The 22,566-nt window shown below is 70.1% G+C and carries 23 protein-coding genes; 13 read left to right on the forward strand and 10 right to left on the reverse strand.

Annotated elements, in window-relative coordinates; genetic code table 11:
* Positions 1 to 130 precede the first annotated feature (130 nt).
* Positions 131 to 1,306, forward strand: a complete 1,176-nt coding sequence (locus ACRWNM_RS27770) for a lipase family protein (RefSeq protein ID WP_431971051.1) — start codon at positions 131 to 133, stop codon at positions 1,304 to 1,306.
* 96 nt (positions 1,307 to 1,402) lie between these two features.
* Here the strand turns inward: ACRWNM_RS27770 and ACRWNM_RS27775 are convergent, their stop codons facing one another.
* A complete protein-coding gene (locus ACRWNM_RS27775) occupies positions 1,403 to 2,896 on the reverse strand; it encodes an MFS transporter (RefSeq protein WP_431971052.1) in 1,494 nt (497 codons plus the stop codon).
* Positions 2,897 to 3,014: 118 nt separating this feature from the next.
* Between ACRWNM_RS27775 and ACRWNM_RS27780 the strand changes: the two genes are divergently transcribed.
* Together ACRWNM_RS27780 and ACRWNM_RS27785 are read left to right on the forward strand one after the other, a co-directional pair.
* Entirely contained in the window at positions 3,015 to 3,689 is a 675-nt protein-coding gene (locus tag ACRWNM_RS27780; protein ID WP_431971053.1) for a TetR/AcrR family transcriptional regulator, read from the forward strand.
* 53 nt (positions 3,690 to 3,742) lie between these two features.
* Entirely contained in the window at positions 3,743 to 5,041 is a 1,299-nt protein-coding gene (locus ACRWNM_RS27785) for a D-arabinono-1,4-lactone oxidase (RefSeq protein WP_431971054.1), read from the forward strand.
* A 71-nt stretch (positions 5,042 to 5,112) separates the two neighbouring features.
* On the opposite strand, the gene ACRWNM_RS27790 is transcribed toward ACRWNM_RS27785, so the two are convergent.
* The gene (locus ACRWNM_RS27790) at positions 5,113 to 5,859 is read right to left on the reverse strand and encodes an SIR2 family NAD-dependent protein deacylase (protein ID WP_431971055.1); all 747 of its coding nucleotides are present in this window, start codon (positions 5,857 to 5,859) and stop codon (positions 5,113 to 5,115) included.
* Positions 5,860 to 6,013: 154 nt separating this feature from the next.
* Here ACRWNM_RS27790 and ACRWNM_RS27795 point away from each other — a divergent pair, with 154 nt between their 5' ends.
* From ACRWNM_RS27795 to ACRWNM_RS27805, 3 genes are all read left to right on the forward strand, one after another.
* Positions 6,014 to 6,922: an oxygenase MpaB family protein gene (locus ACRWNM_RS27795; RefSeq protein WP_431971056.1), complete on the forward strand. Its 909-nt coding sequence runs from the start codon at positions 6,014 to 6,016 to the stop codon at positions 6,920 to 6,922.
* Between the two features lie 410 nt (positions 6,923 to 7,332).
* On the forward strand, positions 7,333 to 7,746 hold the full coding sequence (locus ACRWNM_RS27800) for an arsenate reductase ArsC (RefSeq protein WP_431971057.1): 414 nt from the start codon (positions 7,333 to 7,335) through the stop codon (positions 7,744 to 7,746).
* Positions 7,747 to 7,799: 53 nt separating this feature from the next.
* Positions 7,800 to 8,192: a VOC family protein gene (locus ACRWNM_RS27805; protein WP_431971058.1), complete on the forward strand. Its 393-nt coding sequence runs from the start codon at positions 7,800 to 7,802 to the stop codon at positions 8,190 to 8,192.
* 22 nt (positions 8,193 to 8,214) lie between these two features.
* On the opposite strand, the gene ACRWNM_RS27810 is transcribed toward ACRWNM_RS27805, so the two are convergent.
* Positions 8,215 to 8,949, reverse strand: coding sequence for a DUF6597 domain-containing transcriptional factor (locus ACRWNM_RS27810; RefSeq protein WP_431971059.1), 735 nt, complete (start codon positions 8,947 to 8,949; stop codon positions 8,215 to 8,217).
* Between the two features lie 225 nt (positions 8,950 to 9,174).
* Between ACRWNM_RS27810 and ACRWNM_RS27815 the strand changes: the two genes are divergently transcribed.
* Positions 9,175 to 9,648: a YiiD C-terminal domain-containing protein gene (locus ACRWNM_RS27815; RefSeq protein WP_431971060.1), complete on the forward strand. Its 474-nt coding sequence runs from the start codon at positions 9,175 to 9,177 to the stop codon at positions 9,646 to 9,648.
* 39 nt (positions 9,649 to 9,687) lie between these two features.
* Here ACRWNM_RS27815 and ACRWNM_RS27820 read toward each other — a convergent pair whose 3' ends face one another.
* Positions 9,688 to 10,176, reverse strand: a complete 489-nt coding sequence (locus tag ACRWNM_RS27820) for a hypothetical protein (protein WP_431971061.1) — start codon at positions 10,174 to 10,176, stop codon at positions 9,688 to 9,690.
* A 249-nt stretch (positions 10,177 to 10,425) separates the two neighbouring features.
* Here ACRWNM_RS27820 and ACRWNM_RS27825 point away from each other — a divergent pair, with 249 nt between their 5' ends.
* Positions 10,426 to 11,370: a threonine/serine dehydratase gene (locus ACRWNM_RS27825; RefSeq protein WP_431971062.1), complete on the forward strand. Its 945-nt coding sequence runs from the start codon at positions 10,426 to 10,428 to the stop codon at positions 11,368 to 11,370.
* A gap of 114 nt (positions 11,371 to 11,484) precedes the next feature.
* Entirely contained in the window at positions 11,485 to 12,030 is a 546-nt protein-coding gene (locus tag ACRWNM_RS27830; RefSeq protein WP_431971063.1) for a thioredoxin family protein, read from the forward strand.
* A gap of 18 nt (positions 12,031 to 12,048) precedes the next feature.
* On the opposite strand, the gene ACRWNM_RS27835 is transcribed toward ACRWNM_RS27830, so the two are convergent.
* Entirely contained in the window at positions 12,049 to 12,336 is a 288-nt protein-coding gene (locus tag ACRWNM_RS27835; protein ID WP_157108003.1) for a hypothetical protein, read from the reverse strand.
* 181 nt (positions 12,337 to 12,517) lie between these two features.
* On the opposite strand from ACRWNM_RS27835, the gene ACRWNM_RS27840 reads away from it, so the two are divergent.
* Positions 12,518 to 13,201 (forward strand): SGNH/GDSL hydrolase family protein, encoded by a 684-nt coding sequence (locus ACRWNM_RS27840; RefSeq protein ID WP_431971064.1) that lies wholly within the window; start codon positions 12,518 to 12,520, stop codon positions 13,199 to 13,201.
* 210 nt (positions 13,202 to 13,411) lie between these two features.
* Here the strand turns inward: ACRWNM_RS27840 and ACRWNM_RS27845 are convergent, their stop codons facing one another.
* Complete coding sequence (locus tag ACRWNM_RS27845) at positions 13,412 to 14,578, reverse strand: hypothetical protein (protein ID WP_431971065.1); 1,167 nt, start codon at positions 14,576 to 14,578, stop codon at positions 13,412 to 13,414.
* Positions 14,579 to 14,699: 121 nt separating this feature from the next.
* On the opposite strand from ACRWNM_RS27845, the gene ACRWNM_RS27850 reads away from it, so the two are divergent.
* Positions 14,700 to 16,136, forward strand: a complete 1,437-nt coding sequence (locus ACRWNM_RS27850; protein WP_431971066.1) for an amidase — start codon at positions 14,700 to 14,702, stop codon at positions 16,134 to 16,136.
* A gap of 273 nt (positions 16,137 to 16,409) precedes the next feature.
* Here ACRWNM_RS27850 and ACRWNM_RS27855 read toward each other — a convergent pair whose 3' ends face one another.
* Positions 16,410 to 17,690, reverse strand: coding sequence for a glycosyltransferase 87 family protein (locus ACRWNM_RS27855; RefSeq protein WP_431971067.1), 1,281 nt, complete (start codon positions 17,688 to 17,690; stop codon positions 16,410 to 16,412).
* A gap of 76 nt (positions 17,691 to 17,766) precedes the next feature.
* The gene (locus ACRWNM_RS27860) at positions 17,767 to 18,669 is read right to left on the reverse strand and encodes an ADP-ribosylglycohydrolase family protein (RefSeq protein ID WP_431971068.1); all 903 of its coding nucleotides are present in this window, start codon (positions 18,667 to 18,669) and stop codon (positions 17,767 to 17,769) included.
* A 178-nt stretch (positions 18,670 to 18,847) separates the two neighbouring features.
* On the opposite strand from ACRWNM_RS27860, the gene ACRWNM_RS27865 reads away from it, so the two are divergent.
* A complete protein-coding gene (locus tag ACRWNM_RS27865; protein ID WP_431971069.1) occupies positions 18,848 to 19,663 on the forward strand; it encodes a cyclase family protein in 816 nt (271 codons plus the stop codon).
* 196 nt (positions 19,664 to 19,859) lie between these two features.
* Here ACRWNM_RS27865 and ACRWNM_RS27870 read toward each other — a convergent pair whose 3' ends face one another.
* Both ACRWNM_RS27870 and ACRWNM_RS27875 read right to left on the reverse strand, forming a co-directional pair.
* On the reverse strand, positions 19,860 to 21,428 hold the full coding sequence (locus ACRWNM_RS27870) for an FAD-binding oxidoreductase (protein WP_431971070.1): 1,569 nt from the start codon (positions 21,426 to 21,428) through the stop codon (positions 19,860 to 19,862).
* 154 nt (positions 21,429 to 21,582) lie between these two features.
* On the reverse strand, positions 21,583 to 21,750 hold the full coding sequence (locus ACRWNM_RS27875) for an SDR family oxidoreductase (RefSeq protein WP_431971071.1): 168 nt from the start codon (positions 21,748 to 21,750) through the stop codon (positions 21,583 to 21,585).
* A gap of 158 nt (positions 21,751 to 21,908) precedes the next feature.
* Here ACRWNM_RS27875 and ACRWNM_RS27880 point away from each other — a divergent pair, with 158 nt between their 5' ends.
* Positions 21,909 to 22,526, forward strand: coding sequence for a malonic semialdehyde reductase (locus tag ACRWNM_RS27880; RefSeq protein ID WP_431971072.1), 618 nt, complete (start codon positions 21,909 to 21,911; stop codon positions 22,524 to 22,526).
* The last annotated feature ends 40 nt before the right edge of the window (positions 22,527 to 22,566 follow it).

Below are 22,566 nucleotides of genomic sequence, written 5' to 3' on the forward strand. Positions count from 1 at the left end.
CCTCACCCACCCCTTCGGCAATGGAGCGACGATGGCGGTACGACGGGCAGTACCCGACGCGCGTCCGACGGCGGCGGCAGCGCGCCGCACCGTGCGGCAGCAAACTTCGAGCGGCAGGCGTTCACGTCCGATGCGACGCGTCGCCCTCGCGGCGCTCGCGGTCGCGGCGACCTGCCTCGGGCATACCGCGCCCGCGGCGGCGCTGCCGATCTATCCGATCCCCGACGCCGACGGCTTCTACGCCGCGCCGTCCGATCTGGCCGCGTTCCAGCTCGGAGATGTGCTGCGCAGCAGGGTCGTTCCCGCGGCGATCTTTCCCGGTTCCACGGTGTGGCAGCTGCTGTTCCGCTCCATCGACTCCGCGAACGAACCGATCGCGGCGATGACCACGGTGCTGGTGCCGCCGGGCGGCGGGCTCGACCGTCCGCTGGTGTCGTACCAGCCGTTCGTCAACTCGCTCGGCATGCAGTGCGCGCCCTCGCACAGCCTCTTCGACGGCGGCATGCAGGAGGCTCCCGCGTTGAATCTGCTGCTCGCCAGGGGCTGGGCCGTGGCGGTGCCCGATCACCTCGGGCCGACCGGCGCGTACGGCGCGGCACAGCTGGGCGGCCACATCACCCTCGACGGCCTCCGCGCGGCAAAGCGTTTCGCCCCCGCGGGCCTCGCCGGCAGCCCGGTGGGCCTGGCCGGGTACTCGGGCGGCGGCACGGCCACCGGATTCGCGGCCGCGCTCGCTCCCGAGTACGCACCCGAACTGCCGATCGCCGGCGTGGCCATGGGCGGGGTTCCGGTGAACATCGGCACGCTGGCCCGCGATCTCGGCGCGAACCCCAACCCGCTGTTCGGGCTCGGCTTCGCGGCCGCGATGGGCCTCGAACGCGAATACCCGGGCCGGATGGACATGTCGCCCAGGCTCAATCCAGCCGGGCGGACGCTGCGCGATCAGATCGCCAACGCCTGCACCGACGAGATCATCAGCGCGGGCGCGAACCGTAGTTTCTCCGACGTGTTGAACGGACCGCTGGAGGCCGACTCGTCCACCGTCCAGGTCCTGGAGGAGAACAGCCTGGAGACCTTCCCCGGCGTCCCACGCGCCCCGGTGTACCAATGGCACGGCGAGGCCGACGACGTCGATCCCGGCCTCGTCCGCACGGTCACCGCTCGCTACTGCCGGGCGGGCACACCGGTGCAGCTCGACATCATCCCCGGCGCCGACCACAACGCGGCGGGCACGCAGGGCGCGCCGCGGGCCTTCGGCTACCTGTCCGATCGATTCGCCGGCGTCCCGGCTCCGAGCAATTGTTGAGAGGTCGCCGCACAGCACAGCGCCCGCGTCCGGTCGAAACCGGCGCGGGCGCTGTGTTTTTCGAATTGCCTTCGTGGTTTTCGAGTTGCCTTCGGGTCAGTGCGCGAGCACCGGCTCACCCTCCGCGGGCGCGGGCTGGGTGTTCGGCATCAGCACCGCCGAGAGCAGGGCGCCGAGGACGAAGATCGCGGTGGCCCACCAGAAGCTGGTGGTGTAGCTCTCGATCTGGGCCTGGGCGACGGCCAGCGGGCCGGGCTGCGCGGTGGACAGGTAGTCCGTGGCGGCCGAGGCGGCGATGGTGCTCAACAGCGCGGTGCCGATGGAGCCGCCGACCTGCTGGCTGGTGTTGATCATGGCCGAGGCCACGCCCGCGTCCTCGTGGTGCACGCCCGAGGTCGCGCCCTGGAAGGCGGTCGCCATGGCGCCACCGAGGCCGAGACCCATCAGGACCAGGGCGGGCAGGATGTGCGTGCCGTAGCCGGTGTCCAGGCCGATCCGGGTCAGCCAGGCCATGCCCGCGGCGGCGATCAGGAACCCGGCGGACACCACGATCTTCGGACCGAACTTCGGCAGCAGCACCGAGGGCGTGGTGGTCGAGGAGACGATCATTGCGGCCACCATCGGCAGGAACGCCACGCCGGTCTTGATCGGCGAGTAGCCCAGGCTCAGCTGCATGTAGTAGGTCAGGAACAGGAAGATCGCGAACATGCCGATGCCCATCACGAACACGGTCATGTAGGAGCCGGCGCGGGTGCGGTCCAACAGGATTCGCAGCGGCAGCAGCGGGTGCGCGACCCGGGACTCCAGCCAGACGAACACCGCGAGCAGCGCCGCGCCGCCGATCAGGAAGGCCAGGGTGGCGCCGTTGGTCCAGCCGTCGGTCTCCGCGTGCGCGAAGCCGTAGACGATGCCGAACAACGCCGCGGTCACCACGACGGTCCCGGGGATGTCGAGCTTGGGTCGCTCGGCGCTGACGTGCTTGGCGAGCAGCAGCACCGCGCCGACCAGCGCGACGGCCGCGAAGGCCAGATTGACGAACATCACCCAGCGCCAGTTGGCCCACTCGGTGAGCGCGCCGCCGAGCAGCAGGCCGATCGCGCCGCCGGTACCGGCGACCGCGCCGAAGATGCCGAAGGCCTTGGCCCGCTCGGACGGTTCGGTGAAAGTGACGGTCAGCAGCGACAGAGCGGCGGGCGCGAGCAGCGCGCCGAACACGCCCTGGCCGACGCGAGCCGCGACGAGCACCTCGAAGTTGGGCGCGGCGCCACCGATGGCCGAGGCGACGGCGAAGCCGACCAGGCCGATGATGAAGGTGTTGCGGCGGCCGAACAGGTCGCTCAGGCGTCCGCCGAGCAGCAGCAGGCTGCCGAACGCCAGCGCGTAGCCGGTGATCACCCACTGGCGGTCGGCGTCACTGAAGCCGAGGTCCTGCTGGGCGGCGGGAAGTGCGATGTTCACCACGGTGGCGTCGAGCACCACCATCAGCTGTGCCACGCCGAGCACGGCGAGCACCCACCAGCGCAGCGCGTGTGAGCCGCGGCGCTGGGATTTCTCGGGGGCAGGCGCCCCACGATCGATCACGGTAGTCATAGGTCCCCTCGAGACTCGGGTATCGATGCGGAGATATCACCTCCGCTTACCGGTAGAAGCTATCACGTTAACGGAGACAATGCCTCCGCTTAATCCCGATCGTTGCTAACATGGGGATGTGAATCACGCCACGGCCCCCGCCCCACCTCGGCGCCTGCGTGCCGACGCCGCGCGCAATCAGCAGCGCATCGTCGCCGCGGCGCGCGAGTTGTTCGCCGAGCACGGACTCGAGATCACCCTCGACGACGTCGCGGAGAAAGCGGGCGTCGGCGTAGGGACCGTGTACCGGCGGTTCGCCAACAAGAAGGAGCTCATCGCCGAGGTCTTCGAGCAGCATATCGGCGAGTTCGCCGTGGCAGCCGAGGAGGCCGCGCAGCACCCCGACCCATGGCTGGGGGTCGTCCAGTTCTTCGAGTACGCCTGCAGGCACCTGGCGAACAACCGCGGCTTCAGCGAGGTCATGCTCGAGCTCGAGGAGGACCCCGGACGGTTCGCCGCGCTGCGCGATCGCATCAAGCCGACCGTCGCGGCCGTCATCGACCGCGCCCGCGACGCGGGGACGCTGCAGCCCGATATCGAACCGAGTGATTTCTTCGCGCTGATCCACATGGTCGACGCGCTGGCCGAGTTCGCCAAGCCCGTCAATCCCGATGTCTGGCAGCGTTATGCGGCCATCATGCTGAACGGCGTGCGCGCCGACTCCATCCCGCGCATGCCGCTGCTGGTCGCGCCGCTGAACGACGATGAAGTCGAAACGGCCAAAGCGCACACCTGCCTGGGACGCCGCCGGTAATCGAAAACCGAGCGCGGGTAGCGCGCGTCACACGCATGCCTTAAATTGGACGCATGACCAACTCGTGGGTGAACTGGGCCGGGGATCAAGACTGCACACCGGCGACCCTCGCCTCCCCGCGCAACCACGAGGAACTCGCCGAACTGCTCGCCGGCGCGGCGGACCGCGGGCAGAACGTCCGGGTCGCGGGCGCCGGGCACTCCTTCACCGACACTGTTCTCACCGACGGCACGCTGCTCGACCTGTCGCGGATGAACCGCGTCCTCGAACTCGACGCCGCGACCGGGCGAGCACGGGTCGAGGCGGGCATCACCCTCAACGCGGCCAGCGCGGCGCTGCACGCCGCCGGGCTGGCCTTCCCCAACCTCGGCGACATCGACGTGCAGACCATCGCGGGCGCCACCGCGACCGGCACGCACGGCACGGGCGCGACGCTACAGAACATCTCCGCCGCGCTGCATTCGGTCGAGCTGACGCTCGCCGACGGCAGCCGGGTCGAACTCGACGCCGAGAACGACCCTGACGGCTGGCGGGCGGTGCGGGTCAGCGTGGGCGCGCTCGGCGTGGTCACGGCGGTCACCCTGCAACTGGTGCCCTCGTTCGTGCTCGAAGGCGTGGAACGGCCGGTGCCGGTGGACGAGGTGCTCGCCGACCTGGATTCCTACGTCGACGGCAACGAGCACTTCGAGTTCTACATGTTCGCGCACAGCCCGCTGGCGATGACCAAGCGCAACAACCGCGTCGACCTGCCGGAACAGCCGCGCGGCAAGATGCTGGACTGGCTCGCCGACATCCTCATGTCCAACTACACCTTCGACGCGCTGTGCCGCGTCGCCAAGCGTCAGCCCGCGGTCATCCCGTGGATCCACCGCGGCGCCGCCTACGCGGGCAGCTACCGCCGCCAGGTAGACCGGTCCTACCGGGTGTTCGCCTCCCCCAGACTGTTTCGCTTCACCGAGATGGAATACGCCATCCCGCGGGAACATTCGGTCGCGGCGATCAGGGAGATCAAAGAGGTGTCGGCGCGCTTCCAGACGCCCATGCCGATCGAGGTGCGCTGGGTCGCGCCCGACGACGCCTTCCTCTCCCCCGCGAGCGGCCGCGACACCTGCTACATCGCCGTGCACCAGTATCGCGGCATGGAGTGGGAGCCGTACTTCCGCGCCTGCGAAGAGGTCTTCGACCGCTACCAGGGCCGCCCGCACTGGGGCAAGCGCCACTTCCAGACCGCCGACACCCTGCGCGAGCGCTACCCGGACTGGGACCGCTTCACCGAAGTCCGCCGCCGCTTCGACCCCAAGGCCCGCTTCGCCAATCCGTACCTGGACCGCGTCCTCGGCCCGATCGGCTGATCGGACCGCAGGGGTCGGTCGGCTGACGGCCGCCGCCACCCCGGCCGCTCACTTCGGAACGCCGAAGGTGGTCAGGCGTCGAGGATTTCGGCGACGAGGCGGGGGACGGCGGCGCCGATGGGTTCGCGGATCACTTCGGTGGCGATGTCGTCGTAGGGGGTCGGTTCGGCGTTGACGATGACGAGGTCGGCGCCCGCGCGGACGGCGACGGCGCACATCGAAGCAGCCGGTTCGACCTGCAGCGAGGTACCGATGGCGAGGAAGATGTCGCTGGTCTCGGCGGTGATCGCGGCCTTGGCGAGAGTGCGCTGATCCATCTGCTGGCCGAACATGATCGTCGCGGCCTTGAGGATGCCGCCGCACGCGGGGCAGGGCGGATCGGGTTCGCCCGCGGCTACCCGCTCCAGGGTGGCGGCCATGCTGGTCTCGAAATCGCATTCCACGCAGACGACCTCGAACATGTTGCCGTGAATCTCGATGACCCGCTCCGGCGGCGAGCCTGCGCGCTGGTGCAGCCGGTCGATGTTCTGGGTGATGATCGTGACCGCGCGACCCGCCCGCGCCAGCTCGACGAGCGCCTCGTGCGCGGTGTTCGGCGTCGCCTGCCAGGCCGGGTTGTCGCGGCGCGCCAGCCACGCGCGTTCCCGCAGGCCAGGGTCGGCCAGGTAGTTGTCGTAGGTCGAGAGCAGTTCGGCGATGGGGTCTTTCGTCCACACCCCGCGCGGCCCGCGGAAATCGGGGATGCCCGAGTCGGTGGAGATGCCCGCACCGGTGAGCACGCCGATCCGGCCTGCGCGCTCGCGCCACTGCCCTGTCATACCCACTCCGTCCGCTCCGTCGCCATGGCAGCCAGCGTAGGTCGCGCGCCACAGAACGGGCCACCGGCGGATCTTGCACACGACAAGAGAATGAGAGATTGGTATGATAATCATCTCATCGTTCTAAGTTGGGTCGATCAAAGGAGATCGCACAATGACCGCGTCCGCCGCACTCGAGACCACCGCGCGGGAACTGCCCCCGCGCCGTCCCTTCGCGCCCGGCACCCGGATGTGGGACGAGACCGGCCTGATCACGTTCTCGCTGACCGCGGGCTCCGCCTTCCTCCTGCAGACCATGGAGCCGACCATCTCCGCCGTCGTCGACGAGCACTCCAGCTTCCGCACCGACCCCATGGGCCGCGCCGTGCGCAGCCTCTCCTCGGTGATGATGTGGGTCTACGGCGGCGAGGAGGCGCTCGCCGAGGCCGACCGGCTTCGCTCGATGCACGCCTCGCTGAACACCACCGACGCCGCGGGCATGCGACACAAGGCGCTCGCGTCCGGGCCGTGGGCCTGGGTGCTGCACACCGGAACCTTCGCCTTCACCGAGAGCGCCGAGTACTTCGCCCGCCGCCCGCTCACCTACGCCGAGAAGGAGGCGTACTACCAGGAGACGTTGCAGCTGATGCGCAACTTCTCGGTGGCGCCCAAGGAGATTCCGGAGAACTACGCCGCCTTCGAGAAGTTCTTCGACGACATGGTCGAGAACCACCTGCGCGAGACGAGCACCGCGCACGACTACCTGCGGGTGATCCGCTCGGTCGCGCCGCCGAAGCAGCTGCCGCGAGTCCTGACGCCGCTCTGGCGCGCGGCGGTCGCGCCGATCGGACGGATGCAGTACTTCGTCACCGTGGGCACCACGCCGGAGGCCGCGCGGCGCAAGCTCGGTCTCACCTGGACCGCCGCGGACGAGCGCAAGCTGCGAGCGCTGGGCTGGTTCATCGCGCGCGGCGTTCCGCTCCTTCCCGAACGGGTGCGCTACTTCCCCATCGCTTATGAGGCGCGGCGGCTCGAACGCGACCGGGCGCGGCTGCGCAAGGTGATCGACCTGCGCCCGATCTGACCCCGCACCACGACCCGCCGCCGCGACATCCTCGGATGTCGCAGCGGTTTCGCGTTCCCGCACCCCAACGGCGGGCCAGTCGTCAAGCGCGGCAAGAGTTCTCGTCCCCGCTGGCTGCCGCGCACGAATTTTGCGACCGACTGGTCTTTTCTGCCCGAGTGTAGACCTTCGTCACAGCAACGACTTTCGCGTCTCGATGCCTCTAGCAGCGCAAACGTCACGGCGCCGCGGATCGAGCGGGCGGGTACGGCCGCGAGAGGTCCCCCATCCTCGGCGCCCGACCGCCCGTATCCCTTACGCTACGACAGCGTTTCGGCCCAATCCTTCCGGACGGTACGCACCGGAACCACACCGCACCGTCGGACCGGTCCGGCCACCACCTAGCATCGCACCACCCGAAAGGCGGCCCGATGGCCCACAAGCCCAGTGTGCTGTTCGTCTGCGTGCACAACGCGGGCAGATCCCAGATGGCCGCCGGGTTTCTCACCGCTCTCGCCGGTGACCGCATCGAGGCACGGTCCGCGGGCAGCGCACCCGCGGCGACCCTGAATCCGGTAGCGGTGGCGGCCATGGCGGAGGTCGGCATCGATATCTCGGACAAGACGCCGCGCAAGCTGACCGACGAGGCCGTCGGCGTCTCCGATGTGGTGATCACCATGGGCTGCGGCGACGCCTGCCCGTTCTTCCCCGGCATCAGCTATCGCGACTGGGTGCTGCCCGACCCGACCGATCAGACCATCGAGGTGGTCCGCACCATCCGCGACCGGATCCGCATCCTGGTGGAGAACCTCATCGCCGAACTGGTGCCTGCGCCGACCCACTGACGACGTCCGATTCGTTCAAGACCGGACCGGCGCACCGTCCTTACGCTGCCGATATGACTCCGCAACTGGATTTCCTCGGCATCGTCACCTCGAACATGGCCGCCTCGCTGGCCTTCTACCGCCGTCTCGGCCTGGAATTCCCGGCCGACGCGGACGCCCAGCCGCACGTCGAAACCCAGCTCGCCGGCGGGATGCGGCTCGCACTCGACACCGAGGACGTCGTTCGCTCCTTCCACGACGAATGGGAGCCGCCGAGCAGCGCGGGCCGTATCGGTCTCGCCTTCCGCTGCGCCGACGCCGCCGAGGTCGATGCGATCTACGCCGATCTGACCTCGGCGGGCTACCGGGGCGAGCTGAAGCCGTGGGACGCGCCATGGGGCCAGCGCTACGCCGTGATCAACGATCCCGACGGCAACGGCATCGACCTCTACGCGCCGCTGAGCTGATGCCTCGACCGGGTGCGTCGGACTACGCGCCGCTCGGCCGGTCTCGCCCGCGGCGGGCCAACCATTCGCCGAGCGGCATTCCCGCCAGCTCCCGCATATCGCGCGCGAGATGCGCTTGATCCGCGTAACCCGTGGCGATCGCGGTGTCGGCGGGCGATGTGCCCGCATGGGCCGAGGCCAACGCCCGCTGTAGGCGCAGGATGCGGGCGAGCATTTTGGGTCCGTAACCGAAGGCGGCCAGCGATCGGCGATGCAGCAGCCGGGCGCCGAGTCCCGCGGCGTCGGCCGTCGCGGCCACCGACCGGCCCGCGTGCAGTGCCGCGACGATCTGGCGCAGCAGCGGGTCGGGCGGTCCGGCCTCGGCAGCCCGGCCCAGCGCGATGGCCTCCAGCGCGGCTGCCCGGTCGGGCGCGTCTTCGACTCGGCCCGCCAGCTCGCGCACGGTCGCCGCGGGCCACAGGTCCGCCAATTCGACTCGCCGGTCCCGCAATTCGTGTGCGGGCACGCCGAGCAGCGCGGGGGCGGTACCAGGAAAGAACCGCACGCCCGTGTATTGCGTCGCCGTCGGAGCGCCCGCGGGATGCGCGGTGGTGTCCGGGCCAGCGACCAGCAGCGTGCCGTCCCGCCACAGCAGGTCCATGCAGCCGTCCGGCAGGACCGGCAGCGGTTCTTCGACGCGCGTCATGGTCCGCGTCCACACCACGGCACCGCTCAATCGTGAGGGGCGCTCGCGATAGTCGATCAGGTCGTCACCCACGGTTCCGAGGCTACTCAGGCACACCGACAACGATTGCCGCAGAATCTCGCTCGCCATCGCCCCCGCCGATTGCGCAGCGCAGCTCCCGTTTCCTAATCTGAGGGCACCCGCCCTCGCCGAGGACGGGACCGGTGAATCAAGGACGACGAGGTCCGCGGGCACAGGGCGCGGACGCCGCGCGGACGATGGTGCGCCGGACCGCACGCGCGAAAGGACTCGGTCCCCATGACCGACAACAGCACCGACGACGCCCCTCCGTTCGTCGACATCATCAACGGCGCCCTGGAGTTCACCATCCCCGCGGCCGCCAAGATGGGCGTCCAGGCGGTCGAGGTGCGCCGCGGATTCGCCGCGACCACGGTGCCGCTGGAGGGCAACGGCAATCACTTCGGGGTGATCTACGCCGGCGTGCAGTTCACCGTCGCCGAGGTGCTCGGCGGCGCCATCGCCGTGGCGACCTTCGACAATTCCGCCTACTACCCGCTGGTCAAGGGCTTCGAGATCAAGTTCGTCGGCATGGCGAAATCCCAGCTGCGCGCGGAGGCCACGCTGCCGGAGGAGGAGATCGCGCGGATCGAGGCGGAGGCGGCCGAGCGCGGCAAGTCGGACTTCACGCTGGAGGCCGTCGTCACCGACGCCGAAGGCAACACCGTCGCGGTGACCAAGGGCCTCTACCAGCTGCGCGCCCACGGCAAGTAGCGCGAGCGCTGCCGCCGCGGCCCACGCCGCGGCGGTGGCTCAGCTCGGCTTCAGCCCGCGCGGGACGACGCGGATGTAGCGCAGCTGCGCGTCGGCGACCAGGTTGCCCACGTCCTGGCAGCCGACCGTGACCTCGGTGGCGGGCGGCGAGGAGAAGGACCACAGCGTGACCCACTTCCTGCCCGCGATGTGCTCTTGTTTCTTCGGCTCCGAGGAACGCAGATCCTCGTTCCTTCCGTTGCTGTCGGCTACCGTGCAGCGCACAGTGTTGACGGCCGCGCCCCATTCGGCGGGAACCGTGATTTCCATGATCGCGGCGGCGGGAATAGGAACTTTTCGCTCCTCGCCGAGCGGAATGCGAAAACCGCCCGCGGGATCGGCGTCCTTCGACGCGGCGGTCGTTGTCGCACCCGCCGAATTCGCCGGAGCGGCGGACGAGGTAGCAGCGGTATCGGCCGACGTGTCAGCGGAACAGCCCGAGACCGCGACAGCCGACAGCGCGAGCGCCGCCATCCAACTCGATTTCACAGATCGACCTCTCGTCATCCCGTGCGCGAGGCAGCGGGCCGGATCAGCGAACGAACAAGAGCATGACAGCTCCTCCTGCGCCTACCCGGTAATCCGCGCCGTATTTGCGCAACTGGTTGGCAAATCGAATGTCAGGCGGCCGGAATTCGAGTCGGACACCGCCGCGAGCGCGGCTGGCTATGATCGCGTTCGGCGGCGCGCGCACTCGACCGCCCCCGAAGGACGTGCGAGGGAGCCGAGCGGAGCCGGATGGACCTGAGTTACGCAGACATCAAGGCCGCCGCCGAGCGCATCTCGGGGCGCGTGCGACCCGTCACGATCGCCCCCGCCGACCCGCCCGACAAGGGCTCGGCCCGGCTCTGGCTGGCCCTCGAATTTCTCCAGCACACCGGGACCTTCAAAGCGCGGGGCGCGCAGAATTTCCTCCAGGCGCACCGCGAGGCGGGCAGTCTGCCCGACCGGGGCGTCACCATAGCCTCCGGCGGCAATGCGGGCATGGCCTGCGCCTGGGCGGCGCGTAATCAGAACGTGCCCGCCACGGTGTTCGTGCCCGCCACCGCGCCACCGGTGAAGATCGACAAGCTGCGCGGCTACGGCGCCGACGTCCGGCTGGTCGGCGAGCAGTACGCCGACGCGCTCGCGGCCTGCCACGCCTTCGCCGAGTCCAGCGGCGCGCTGCTCTCGCACGCCTACGACCACCCACTGATCGCCGCGGGCGCGGGCACCCTGTTGACCGAAATCCATCGGCAACTGCCCCGCCTCGACACCGTCGTCGTCGCGGTCGGCGGCGGCGGCTTGTTCGCCGGAATCGCAACCGCCGCAGCACATTACGGCGTCCGCGTGGTGGCCGCGGAACCGCGGAACTGTCGGGCGCTGCACGCCGCGCTCGCGGCGGGCGCACCCGTCGACGTCGCGGTCGACTCGGTGGCCGCCGACGCTCTGGGCGCGCGCCGCGTCAGCGAGCTGGCCCTCGCCGCGGCGCACGCGGCGGACTCGGTGTCGGTGCTCGTCCCGGACGAGGAGATCGTCGCCACCCGCCGTGCGCTCTGGGCGGAGCACCGGTTGGCGGTCGAACACGCCGCCGCGACCGCCATGGCCGCGCTGACCGGTGGCGGCTACCGTCCCGCGCCCGGCGAGCGGGTGTGCGTCGTGCTGTGCGGTGCGAACACCGATCCGGGCGATCTCACGAAGTAGGCGCACCTCCGGCTGTCGCTCCGGCCGCGCGGAACCTGTCCACGAACTCTCTCCGACAGGGTCCACAGGCCCTCGTCGCCCGTTACCCTCGAAGTGAACCGGACGGAGGCAGATATGGCTCTCGAATCCCTGATGGTCCCGCTTGGCACGCCCGCCCCGGAGTTCGCCCTGCCCGATCTGGACGGCCGGATCCACCGGCGGTCCGATTTCGCGAACGGTCCGGGACTGCTGGTCGTCTTCGCGTGCAATCACTGCCCGTATGTGCGGCACATCGAGGACCAGCTCGGCGCGGTGATCGACGCTTCGAACGTGCCCGCGGTGGCGATCTGCACCAACGACGCCGACGCGTACCCGGACGACAGGCCGGAAGGGCTTCGCGCACAAGCGAAACGGGCGCGATGGTCCTTCCCGTACCTCATCGACGAGTCGCAGTCGGTGGGGCGCGTGTTCGGCGCGGCCTGCACCCCGGACTTCTTTCTCTACGACGCCCGTCTCGCCTTGGCGTACCGCGGCGCGTTCGACGAATCCACTCCGGGCAACGGCAAACCCGTCACCGGCCGCGAACTGCGCGCCGCGCTCGCGGCGGTGCTCGCGGGCGAAACGGTACCGGAACCGCAGCGTCCGAGTATGGGCTGCTCCATCAAGTGGCGCGCCGTCTGAAGCACGCCGGGCGCGGACTCAGCCGACGACCGCGTTCATGATGGTGCCCGCGCTGGTGGCGACGGCGCCGCCGAGCATGGCTCCGGCCACCATCTTCGGCGACTGGAGGCCGCCGCCGGTCCACTTCTCCCAGGCGAACCGGCCGCCCGCGTAGGTGATGGCCGCGATTCCGGAGAGCAGCACGAACCAGGTGAGGTAGCGAACCATTTGGAGGATCTTGTCCGAGATGGGCGGGGCCTCCGGGGTCGGATTGCCGACCTGGGCCAGAACTGTGCCGTACATGTCATGTGCCGTAGCGAGAATCATGCTCACAGCCGTACCCCTCTTCGAATGTCAGCGACGGTTCGAGAACGCCGAAGAGGATCGTACCCCGTTCCGGCCGGAAACATTGCGGTGCAGTGTATTTCACGAATCGAAACGGTCTGGAATCGAGAATTCCGGCCAGCGCACCTTGATTCAAACATACGACCGGACGTATGTTTGAATCGTGAGTATCGCGCAGCATTTCACGTCCGAAGAGACAGACCCGCACTGCGTGCCCGCGCTGGAGGCCGCGGCACTGTTGTTCGACGCGCCGTGGCGGCGCTTCGGCGTGGTCGGCGACAGCCTTTCGGCGGGCACCGGCGACCCGCGCCCCGGCTACGCCAGCCAGCCATGGGCCGATCGCGTGGCCGATGCCCTGCGACGGGTGGCGCCCGACCTGACCTACCGCAACGTCGCGGTCGGCGGGGCGACGACCGAACACGCACTGGACCAGCTGGATCGCCTCACCGACTTCGCCCCCGACCTGTTGCACCTACCGAGCGGCGCCAACGACATCGTGCGCCGCGCCCCGGACTACGCGCGGATCGAGAAGGACCTGCGCGAGCTGTACCGCCGCGCGGCCGCGACGGGCGCCCAGCTGACGACCTTCACGCTGGGCCGCGCGTACCGAATTCCCGAGTTCGACGACTGGACCGAACGGGTTCGCACGGTCAACGCGATCACCCGCATGCTGGCTGCCGAGTATCGGGCCGTGCTCGTCGACATGTGGGACCACCCGGTCAACGACCGCGCCGATCTGCTCAGCGCCGACCGAATTCACTTCGCCGCCAACGGCCAAGCGGTACTCGCCGCCGAAATGGTCAAGCAGCTCGCCCATCGCCTCGGCCAGCGGGTCCGGTCGTCGTGAGCACCGAACGGCTCTGCCGAGTCGACGGCCGCGCCGGTGCCGACGCTCGCATTGTCCGGGGCGAGGCCACACTGTCGAACAGCCGCGCGCGCTCTGCCACGTGCGACGAATACGGCTCTGCGCCGGGGCATTTCGGACGATCCGGCAGCTACCGCCCGCTCGTTTCTCCATGACCGGCGGCGAGCCCGGACCTGGCGCGCGGCCGACGTCTCAGCGTGCGCAGCCGGTCGCCTCGAACTCCGCGGTCGTCATGAGGTCGGTGCGCGGGTAGTAGGGCCCCATCCCCGCAGCAGGGTCGTCTTCCGGCGCGCGCTGAATGGAGTGCGCGAAATCCTTGTCGGGCAACATGTTCCGCATCAGCAGCGTGGTGTCGAATCCGGCGGTCGGCAGCCAGGCGACGCCGCAGTCGCGGGTGGCGTTCGCGGGTCGGTCGGCCGGGTCGGAGACCACGACGGTGAACCAGCCCCGCTCGTCGACGGGCGTCTCGTCGTCGACTACGCAGGCCGAAACACGGGTGCTGGCAAGCTCGTTCGCGCACAGGGACCAGTAGCGCAGCTGCGCCGGAGCCATGGTCGCCTGGCCGCCGTAAGTCGCGGGGGTGCTCGGCAGCTGGGCGCCGACGACCGCGACCTGTCCAGCTCGCGGCGCGACGCGCGAGGCGAGATAGGTGTTGTCCGGATTCGCGAACACGCCGTTGCCACTCGTCTTGGACCAGGCGCGGTGATCGGGGCCTGGCACGCTCGCGGGCAGCCGGGGCCCGCCGGGCAGGTGCGCGGCGGACGGATCGGGCGCACCCTGATCCGCCGTGCAGGCAGGGAGCGCGTGCGGCCCGTCGGCTCGGTGCACGGTGAGCTCCGGCGGCGGTTCCCCGCCGAGCGGATCGAGACCCTCGTCGGTGCGGTAGACCCGGTAGATGATCAGTGCCAGACCGGAATCCGCGTAGAGGGTGTTCGGAGCCGGCTGTGCGGGACGGGGGCCGGGCAGCACCCGCACGGTGAAGGACCGTTCGGTCGCGGTTCGGTCCGCGCCGGGCCGAAACGGATTGGCGCTGCCCGGATCCGGTTCGATGCGCAGATCGTCCAGGCCGTCCATGGTCCGCGAACCCTGGTAGCTGGTGAACGAGATGTACCGGCCGTGCGGATAACGGCCGCGCAGCGTCAGGCCATCGGCGGGCAGCGCGGGCAGGGCGGCCATCCAGTAGTTGGCGAAAGTGTCGGGCAACGCGACGTTCAGCGTGTCGGCCCCGATCCGCCTGCTCCATCCGCAGTCCGTCAGCGGCCCGGCCTGCGCGGGCGGCGTCAGCGCCAGCGGCGCCGCGACGGAGCAGACGACAGCAGCCATCGCGAGCAGACGGCGCAGCACGGCGATCATGTTCACGCGGGCCAGTATCACCCGCGCCGTCCGGCACCGCCCTTGACACGTCCCACCGTGCGGCATGTAATTCGGACAACTGAACGCGCGTCCACGTGAACGCGTTCGCGCCACGAGAGGGAGTCCGATGAACGAGCAGCCCGGCGACCGACCCCGGTACACCGGCGTGCTCGGCCAGGCCGAAGCCGTCCGCACCGGCCTGATCTCGGCGGTCGAGCTCACCGAACAGACCCTCGCGCGCATCGATCGCCTGCAACCGCGGCTCAACGCCTTCACCTCGGTGCTCGCCGACGAGGCGCTGGCGCAGGCCCGAGCCCACGACGAGACGCGAGCGGCAGGGCGTCCGCTCGGCCCGCTGCACGGCGTGCCGATCGCGATCAAGGACGAGGTCGACGTCGCGGGCGTCCGCACCACTTACGGCGGCGCGGCGACGACCACTCCGGCAGAGGCCGATTCGGAGATCGTGCGGCGGCTGCGCGCGGCGGGCGCGATCATCGTGGGCAAGACCGCGATGCCGGAATTCGGCACCTGGCCGTTCACCGAGTCCGCGGCACACGGCTACACGCGCAATCCCTGGGACGTCACGCGCAGCACGGGCGGCTCCAGCGGCGGATCGGCGGCGGCGGTCGCGGCGGGCATCGTCGCGGCGGCCACCGGCGGCGACGGCGGCGGTTCGATCCGGATCCCGGCGGCCTGCTGCGGATTGTTCGGCCTGAAACCGCAGCGGGGCCGGGTCAGCACCGTGCCGCACGGCGATCTGTGGCGGGCGCTCGGCACTCTCGGCGTACTGACCCGTTCGGTCGCTGACAGCGCGCTGCTCTACGACGTCATCAGCGGCAGCTGCGCCGCGGACCGCTGGCACGCGCCCGCGCCGACGACCCCGTTCACGTCGCTCGAGCCGGTGCGGCCGCTGCGGATCGCGGTGTCGTCGCGCCCCGCCGTGCCGCTGACCCGATTGGCGCCCGAGTGCGCGGCGGCGCTGCGCTCGATGGCCGACACCCTGACCGAACTCGGCCACGAGGTCGAGGAGTTCGAGGTCGACCACCCCGAGGCCACCCCCGCGTTCTTCCCGCAGTTCCTCGGCGGCATCAGGGAGGAAGCCGAGCGCGTCGATCGCCCGGACCTGCTCGAGCAGCGCACCAGGACGCTCTCGGCCGCCGCGCGCCTGCTCGCGCCGGAACCGCTCCGGCGGTGGGCCGAGCGCTACGGCGAACGGATCGCGGCGCGGGTCAACCGCGTCTTCGAGCGCTACGACCTGGTGCTCACCCCGACCCTGCCGCACCTGCCGCCGCCGATCGGCAGGCTCGACGGCACGGGCGCGGTGCACGCGATCCTGCGCAGCATGCCGATGACCGCCTACACCGCGCTGTGGAACGTGTGCGGCAATCCGGCGGCCGCGATCCCCGCGGGCTGGTCGGACTCCGGACTGCCGCTCAGCGTCCAGCTGATCGGACGACCCGACGACGAACTCGGAATCCTGCGCGTCGCGGCCCAGCTCGAGCAGGCCAGGCCGTGGGCGCAGCACTGGCCGGAAGAAGCCGACGCCGTCGCGGGAATCCGCTGATAGCGGCATCGGCGCTGTCCTGGACGCACGATTGGCCGGCCGCACTGGCCTGAGCAGCCGATTCTCAGCGGAATCACAGAGAACCGGGTGCTCTGGGCTCAGGAACGCACCGTTGAATCAATCGCGGCTGCCCCGCCCGGTTCCTCTACACCGGGCGGTAGGCAGCGCCAAACTTCGTTCGCCCCACCACCGCACCGGTGATCGGCATCCTTCCGGTCCCGTCGAGCAGTGGGAGATCGGGCGGGCGCCTCGGGATCGAACGGTGCCGACCGCTCACGAAACCGGCTGCGGCGCTTCCGCACGGACGGGCTCCGGATCGGCGGCGGCCGCCGGACGCCGAGACGTCGCCAGGAACAAAAGCACCAGCAGCACGCTGAGCCAGACGTAGGTATTGCCGATCACGTGCTGCCACGGCGTCCACAACGACTCGCGCTGTTCACCGTTCGGTAGCCAGTTCTGCGGCCCGTAGACGAACACCGCGCCGGTGCCCGCGGCCACCGCGTACCAGCCGAGCGCCCGCCGCAACGGCAGCCGGATCGCGTAGCCGAACATGGCGAACAGCGCAGGCGCGATCCAGACCCAGTGGTGCGACCACGAAATCGGCGAGACGAGCAGGGTGAAGACCGCGTTGATGGACAGCGCGAGCGCGGGCGCGTCGGACGCCCGCCGCATCGCGAGCACGACCAGCGCAAGCAGGGCCGCGCCGACCAGCAGCCAGACGATCGTGAACGCGGGTTCGGGCACGCGCAGCCGGGCGAGCACCGCCTGGATCGACTGGTTGGTGTGGAAGGCCGAACCGCTCAAGCCGTCCACGTTGCCGAGCCCGCCGAACCAATACTTCACCGAGGTGCTCGGCAGCGCGAGGAAGCTGAGCGCGGTCGCGGCGGCGCCGGTGGCCGCGGCGGTGATCGCCGACTTGTAATCGCGGCGAACCAGGAAGAACAGGACGAACGCGGCGGGCGTCAGCTTGATCGCCGCGGCGATACCGATCAGCATGCCGCGCCGCCACTTCGGCTTCTCGGTCAGGCAGTCGGCCGCGACCAGCGCCATCAGCAGCAGGTTGACCTGCCCGAAATCCAGCGTCGATCTGGTCGGTTCCAGCAGCATGGCGAGCGGAGCCGCGCACGCGGTGGCGAACAGCGCGACCCGGCGCGCGTTCTCGCCCGGCCAGACCCGCCTGGCGACCAGGTACAGCGTCAGGGTCAGCGCAGCCACCGAGGTGACGAAGAAGGCGAACGCCGCGACGTCCCACGGCAGCAGTGCGAACGGCGCGAGCACCAGGGCGGCGAACGGCGGATAGATGAAGGGCAGTCCGATGCCGATGGTGGTCTGCGGAAGTTGCCCGTACATGTCGCCGCCGTGGCGCAGCGTCTCGACGCCGAGGCGATAGACCTGCAGATCGATGAAACCGCCGGTAATCTCCTTGAACGGCCAGAGCGGCTCCGTCAGACACAGTGTCGTGAACGCGACGAGCAGCGCAGGCACAAGCCAGACCACACGCCCGAACCGGCGGGTCGACGACATCGGCACATCACAGGCGGCGGAACTACTCATCCGCGGCGACTATACCGACCTACGCGCCGGTGTTCGACGGGTGGCGCGTGATCACCCCCGCCCGATGGATTGCCGGTCAGTAACTACTGTCCCGCCGCGGCACGGTCCCGCTCAGCGTGATATCCGCCCAGCCGGGCAGTTCTTCGCACCGCCGCAGCCATTCGTCCGGGATCGCGGCGTCGCGCGCACCGAGAATGCCGCCGACGATGGCGCACGTGGTGTCCACGTCGCCGCCCGCGCTCGCGGTGGCCCAGCACGCCTCGGCGAAGTCGTCGAACCGAGCGGCGATCCACAGGCAGAACGGCACGGTGTCGGGCGCCGAGACCTCGCGTCCGTTGCCGAGCGCTCGGGCCGCGGCGTCGGGATCGGCGTCGAGCAGGCCACGCGCCGCGGTGATTCCGTCGCGCACCGCGCCCGCCGGGGTGCGCGCGACGATCGCGTCGAGCAGTTCGGCGCCGCGCAACGTCGTGAGCGCCGCGCCGAGCGCCACCGCGATCGCGCCCGCGACACCCTCGGGATGGGCATGGGTGATCTCGGCGGACGCGGCGGACTCGTCGATCACCCGGTCCAGATCCTCCGCGAAGTAGGCGCCGAGCGGAGCCACCCGCATGGCCGCGCCGTTGCCCCAGGAACCCTTGCCGCCGAACGCCTCCGTCGCCAGCTCGCGCCAGTCCCCGCCCTCCTGCCGGATGAGCCGGAGCATCCGATTGGCGCTCGGACCGTAGCCGCGGTCGAAGTCGTGGTGCTCGGCGAAGGACGCGGCGAGCGCGTCCTGGTCGACGCGCCCGTGGCGGTGCAGGACGGCCACGACCGAGCACGCCATCTCGGTGTCGTCGGTCCACCACCACGGGTCGGGCGGCAGCGCACGCGCCCGCAGTGCGGGCAGGTTGTCGGGGACGAAGAAGCAGCCGCCGAACGCGTCGCCGACGGTGAGCCCGCGCAGCGACGCGACGGCGCGGGAACGGCGGTCGGCGATCACTCCCGCGATTCTGCCCAGCCACAGTGATATTCGCCAGGTGTCGAGATCGCGGCGACCGGCACCGGTTATCTTCGCTCGGGGTCGTCGGGCTCGCGGAGCACTGCCGCAGCGCGCCGCGCCCGGACTCGCCCGCGCCGACCATGAGGACCCACCGTGCCGCAGTACCGGAATCGCTGACATGTGCGCGCCCCGAATCGTCCGGCTCGCCCACGAGAACGCCGCCCGCCCCAGCCGCCGCGCGCTCTTCGCCGCCGCGGGCCTCGCCGCTCTCGCCTCCGCCGCGCCGCCTGCGCGCGCCGTCCCGGCGGCACGCGGCGTCATCGACCTCACGCACACCCTCAGCCCACTGCTGCCGACCTGGCCGGGCACCCCGCCGTTCACGACGGTCCCGGTCGCCTGGCACGCCCTCGGCGGATTCGGCCAGAACGCACTCGCCTTCTGGGAACACTCCGGCACGCACCTCGACGCGCCCGCGCATCGCGTGCCCGGCGGCGCCACCACCGACGCGCTCGCCGTCGCGGATCTCGTTGCGCCACTGGTGGTCATCGACATCAGCGCGCGAGCCGAACGCGACCCCGACGCGGCGCTCACCATCGACGACATCGAGAACTGGCAGACCGAACACGGCCGCATCCCCGAACGCGCCTTCGTCGCCGTGCATTCCGGATGGGAGCGCCACATCCACGACACCGCGGCCTTCCTCAATCTCGACTCCGAGGGCGTGCCGCACGCGCCGGGCATCTCTCCCGATGCCGCCTCGTATCTGGTGCAGCGGTGCGGAGTCGTCGGCGTCGGGGTGGACACGCTGAGCCTGGACCACGCGCTCAGCCTCGATCACGGCGCGCACACGGCGATCCTCGGCGCCGGTCGCTACGGGGTGGAGATGCTGGCGAATCTCGGTGCGGCGCCTGCTGCGGGGGCGACCGTGGTGATCGGTGCGCCCAAGCATCTCGGCGGGACCGGCGGGCCGTGCCGGGTACTCGCGCTCACCTGAAGCCTGCCGGGTTCGGGTGCCCGGCGATCCGCAGCGCGTGGTGCGCCATCGGGTGCTGATCGTCGCAATCGGCCACCGGCAGTCGAATTGCCAAGGGTCGCCGAGCGTGATGCCGGCGGCAGCGGCGGCGCCCTGGTCGGCTGCGCTGACGGCAGTCGAACGCTCGAGGGCGCCGAGCACGATGTGGGGCTGGGTGCTACCAGTCCGGCCGACCGATCGACAGGGCGTGCTGGAAGACGCCGCGCGGATCCCACTGCTGCTTGACGCGCAACAGTTTCGGGTAGTTGTCGCCGTAATACAGGCGGTGCCATGGCACGCCGGAGGTGTTCCAGCGCGCGTCCGCCGAATCGGGGTCGGGGTAGTTGACGTAGCTGCCGCCGTTGTCCGCGTTGGGAACCGGGACGCCGCCGGTCGCCGCGTACACCTCGCGGAACAGCTCGCGCGACCAGCGCAGGTGTTGCTCGTCGCCGTCGGGTAGTCGCCACGCGGCGTGAATGAGCATCTGGGCGAAGGAATTTCGTGCGGGAATAGCCGCGGCATCGGGGGCGACGGCATTGATGGCCCCACCGAAGGGCAGGAACTCGACCTCCGTCTCGCCGAGCACCGCGAGATCGGTCAGATACCGATAGAAGACCCGCAGCTGATCCTCGGAGTACGCGCGCCGCAGATAACCGGCCTTCACCTTGACCCGAGGCGTCAGCGGGCCTTTCGGGTAGTACACCTGCGCCACCGTGTCCGCATACGACAGCTGCGCGACCGGCTGCACCACCGGAACGGCGTCCACGCCGTCCAGCACCGTGCCGAGGAATTCGTCGAATTGCGCTCGGGCATCAGCGGAATCGGCATCCAGCAGGACGAGCAGCTGCGCGAACGCGGTGCCGACCGTCCGAAAACTCAACGGCGCGTATAGCCCTGCGAACCGGTTGTCGGGCGTGCTGTACCGCTCGAAGAACGCCAGATAGTTACTCAGCAGCCGCACGAACGCGGCTTCGCTCATCAGCGGGAGGATCACTCGCGAATTCAGCATCGCGCCAGGCGGTTTCGGCAGCGCCGTTGTCGGGTCCGCACCGTCCGACCGCGGCGAGCGCAGCAGAAACCGCGTCACCACACCGAAATTGCCGCCGCCACCGCCGGTGTGCGCCCACCACAGGTCCGCGTCGGGCCCGTCCTTGGTCGCGAGCACGACCTTGGCGGCACCATCGGCGTCGACCGTGACGACCTCGACCCCGTACAGGTAATCGGCGACCAACCCGAGCCGCCGCGACAGCGGTCCGTATCCGCCGCCGCTGACATGCCCGCCCATGCCGACCCCGAGGCAGATCCCCGCCGGAACCGTGACGCCCCAACGCTGGTGCAGCGCCTCGTACACCGCGCCCAGTTCCGCACCGGCGTCCACCGAGAACGCCCGGTGCTCCTCGTCCCAGCGCACCTGGTTCATCCGACCCAGATCGACGATCGTCCGGGTCTGCGCCGAGTCGACGAAATCCTCGAAACAGTGCCCGCCCGACCGCACCGCGAGCCGCGACCCCGCCGCAACCGCCCGCGTCACCGCGACCCGCACCTCCTCGGCCGACGTCGGCACATAGATCTGCTCCGGCCGCGCCGTGAACCGCCGGTTGTACCCGCGCATCACCAACGACAGATACTCCGGATCCCCAGCCCCCACCACCCGCACGTCCGCCGCCCCCGCCTCCGGCGCTCCCACCACGGCCGCGGCCCCACCGACCGCCGACGCCGCCAAGAACCGTCGCCGCGACAGTGCCATGAACTCTTCCCCCTAGCCGTGAACATCGAAACGCAATCCGATCTTGCACGGACTCTATTTCAGACTCACGGCCGATCGAAACTTGCCCGGGCTGTGGACGACACGAGCGAGTGAGGCCCACGCCCCGCGTGGACAAGGGCCTCTAGCTACGGGTTCAGTACAGCGTGTAGCCGCCGTCGACGGGCAGGGTCACGCCGGTGACGAAGGACGACGCGTCGGACAGCAGCCACATGGCGGCCTCGGCGTCGCCGATGCCACTTGCGCCGCCCGTCACGATGATCGAGCGTCCTTCGATTCCAGCCACGCCGCGCCCTTCTGTCATGCCGCGCCTTTCTGTCATGCCAGCGAAGCCAAGCCGTATCGACGGCGCCGAGTGTCCAGAAACTTGGACACTCGGCCTGCGTGGCTAGCTCTTGACCGACAGTCATGAGATGCTCTTAACTGTTGTTCAAGAATGGCTCGATGGAGAGGCGCCGACTCATGACCGAACTCGTCACCGAAGTGACCGCACCCGCACTCGACCCCGTCGCCCGCGCGGCGTTGTTCACCACGGCGCGGACCGCGAACACCTTCGCCGACACCCCCGTCACCGACGCCGAGCTGACGGAGATCTGGGAACTCGCCCGCTGGGCGCCGACCGCGGCGAACACCCAGCCGCTGCGCGTGCTCTTCGTCGGCAAGGGCGAGGGCCGCGCGCGACTGGTCGAGCACATGGACGAGGCCAACAAGGCCAAGACCGAGGCCGCCCCGGCCGTCGCCGTCCTCGCGGTGGACACCCGTTTCCACGAATACGTGCCGACGCTGCTGCCGTTCAAACCCGAACTGGCCGGGCTTTTCGAAGCCGACGCGGATCTGCGCTCCGGCACCGCCCAGTTCAACTCGGCGCTACAGGCGGGCTACTTCGTTCTGGCTGTGCGCAGCGTCGGTCTCGCCGCAGGCCCGATGGGCGGATTCGACCGCGCCGGAGTGGATTCGGCGTTCTTCTCCGACGGCCGCTGGCGATCGATCCTCGTCGTGAACATCGGACATCCCGGCGAGAACGCGTGGCGCGAGCGGCTGCCTCGTCTCACCCACGAGGACGTCGTCCGCTGGGCGTGAGGCCCGCTGTCGAGACTGCCGAATCCTTCACGAGGAGAAC

Origin of the sequence: Nocardia sp. bgisy134, from assembly GCF_965341865.1 — a bacterium.
Classification (GTDB): domain Bacteria; phylum Actinomycetota; class Actinomycetes; order Mycobacteriales; family Mycobacteriaceae; genus Nocardia.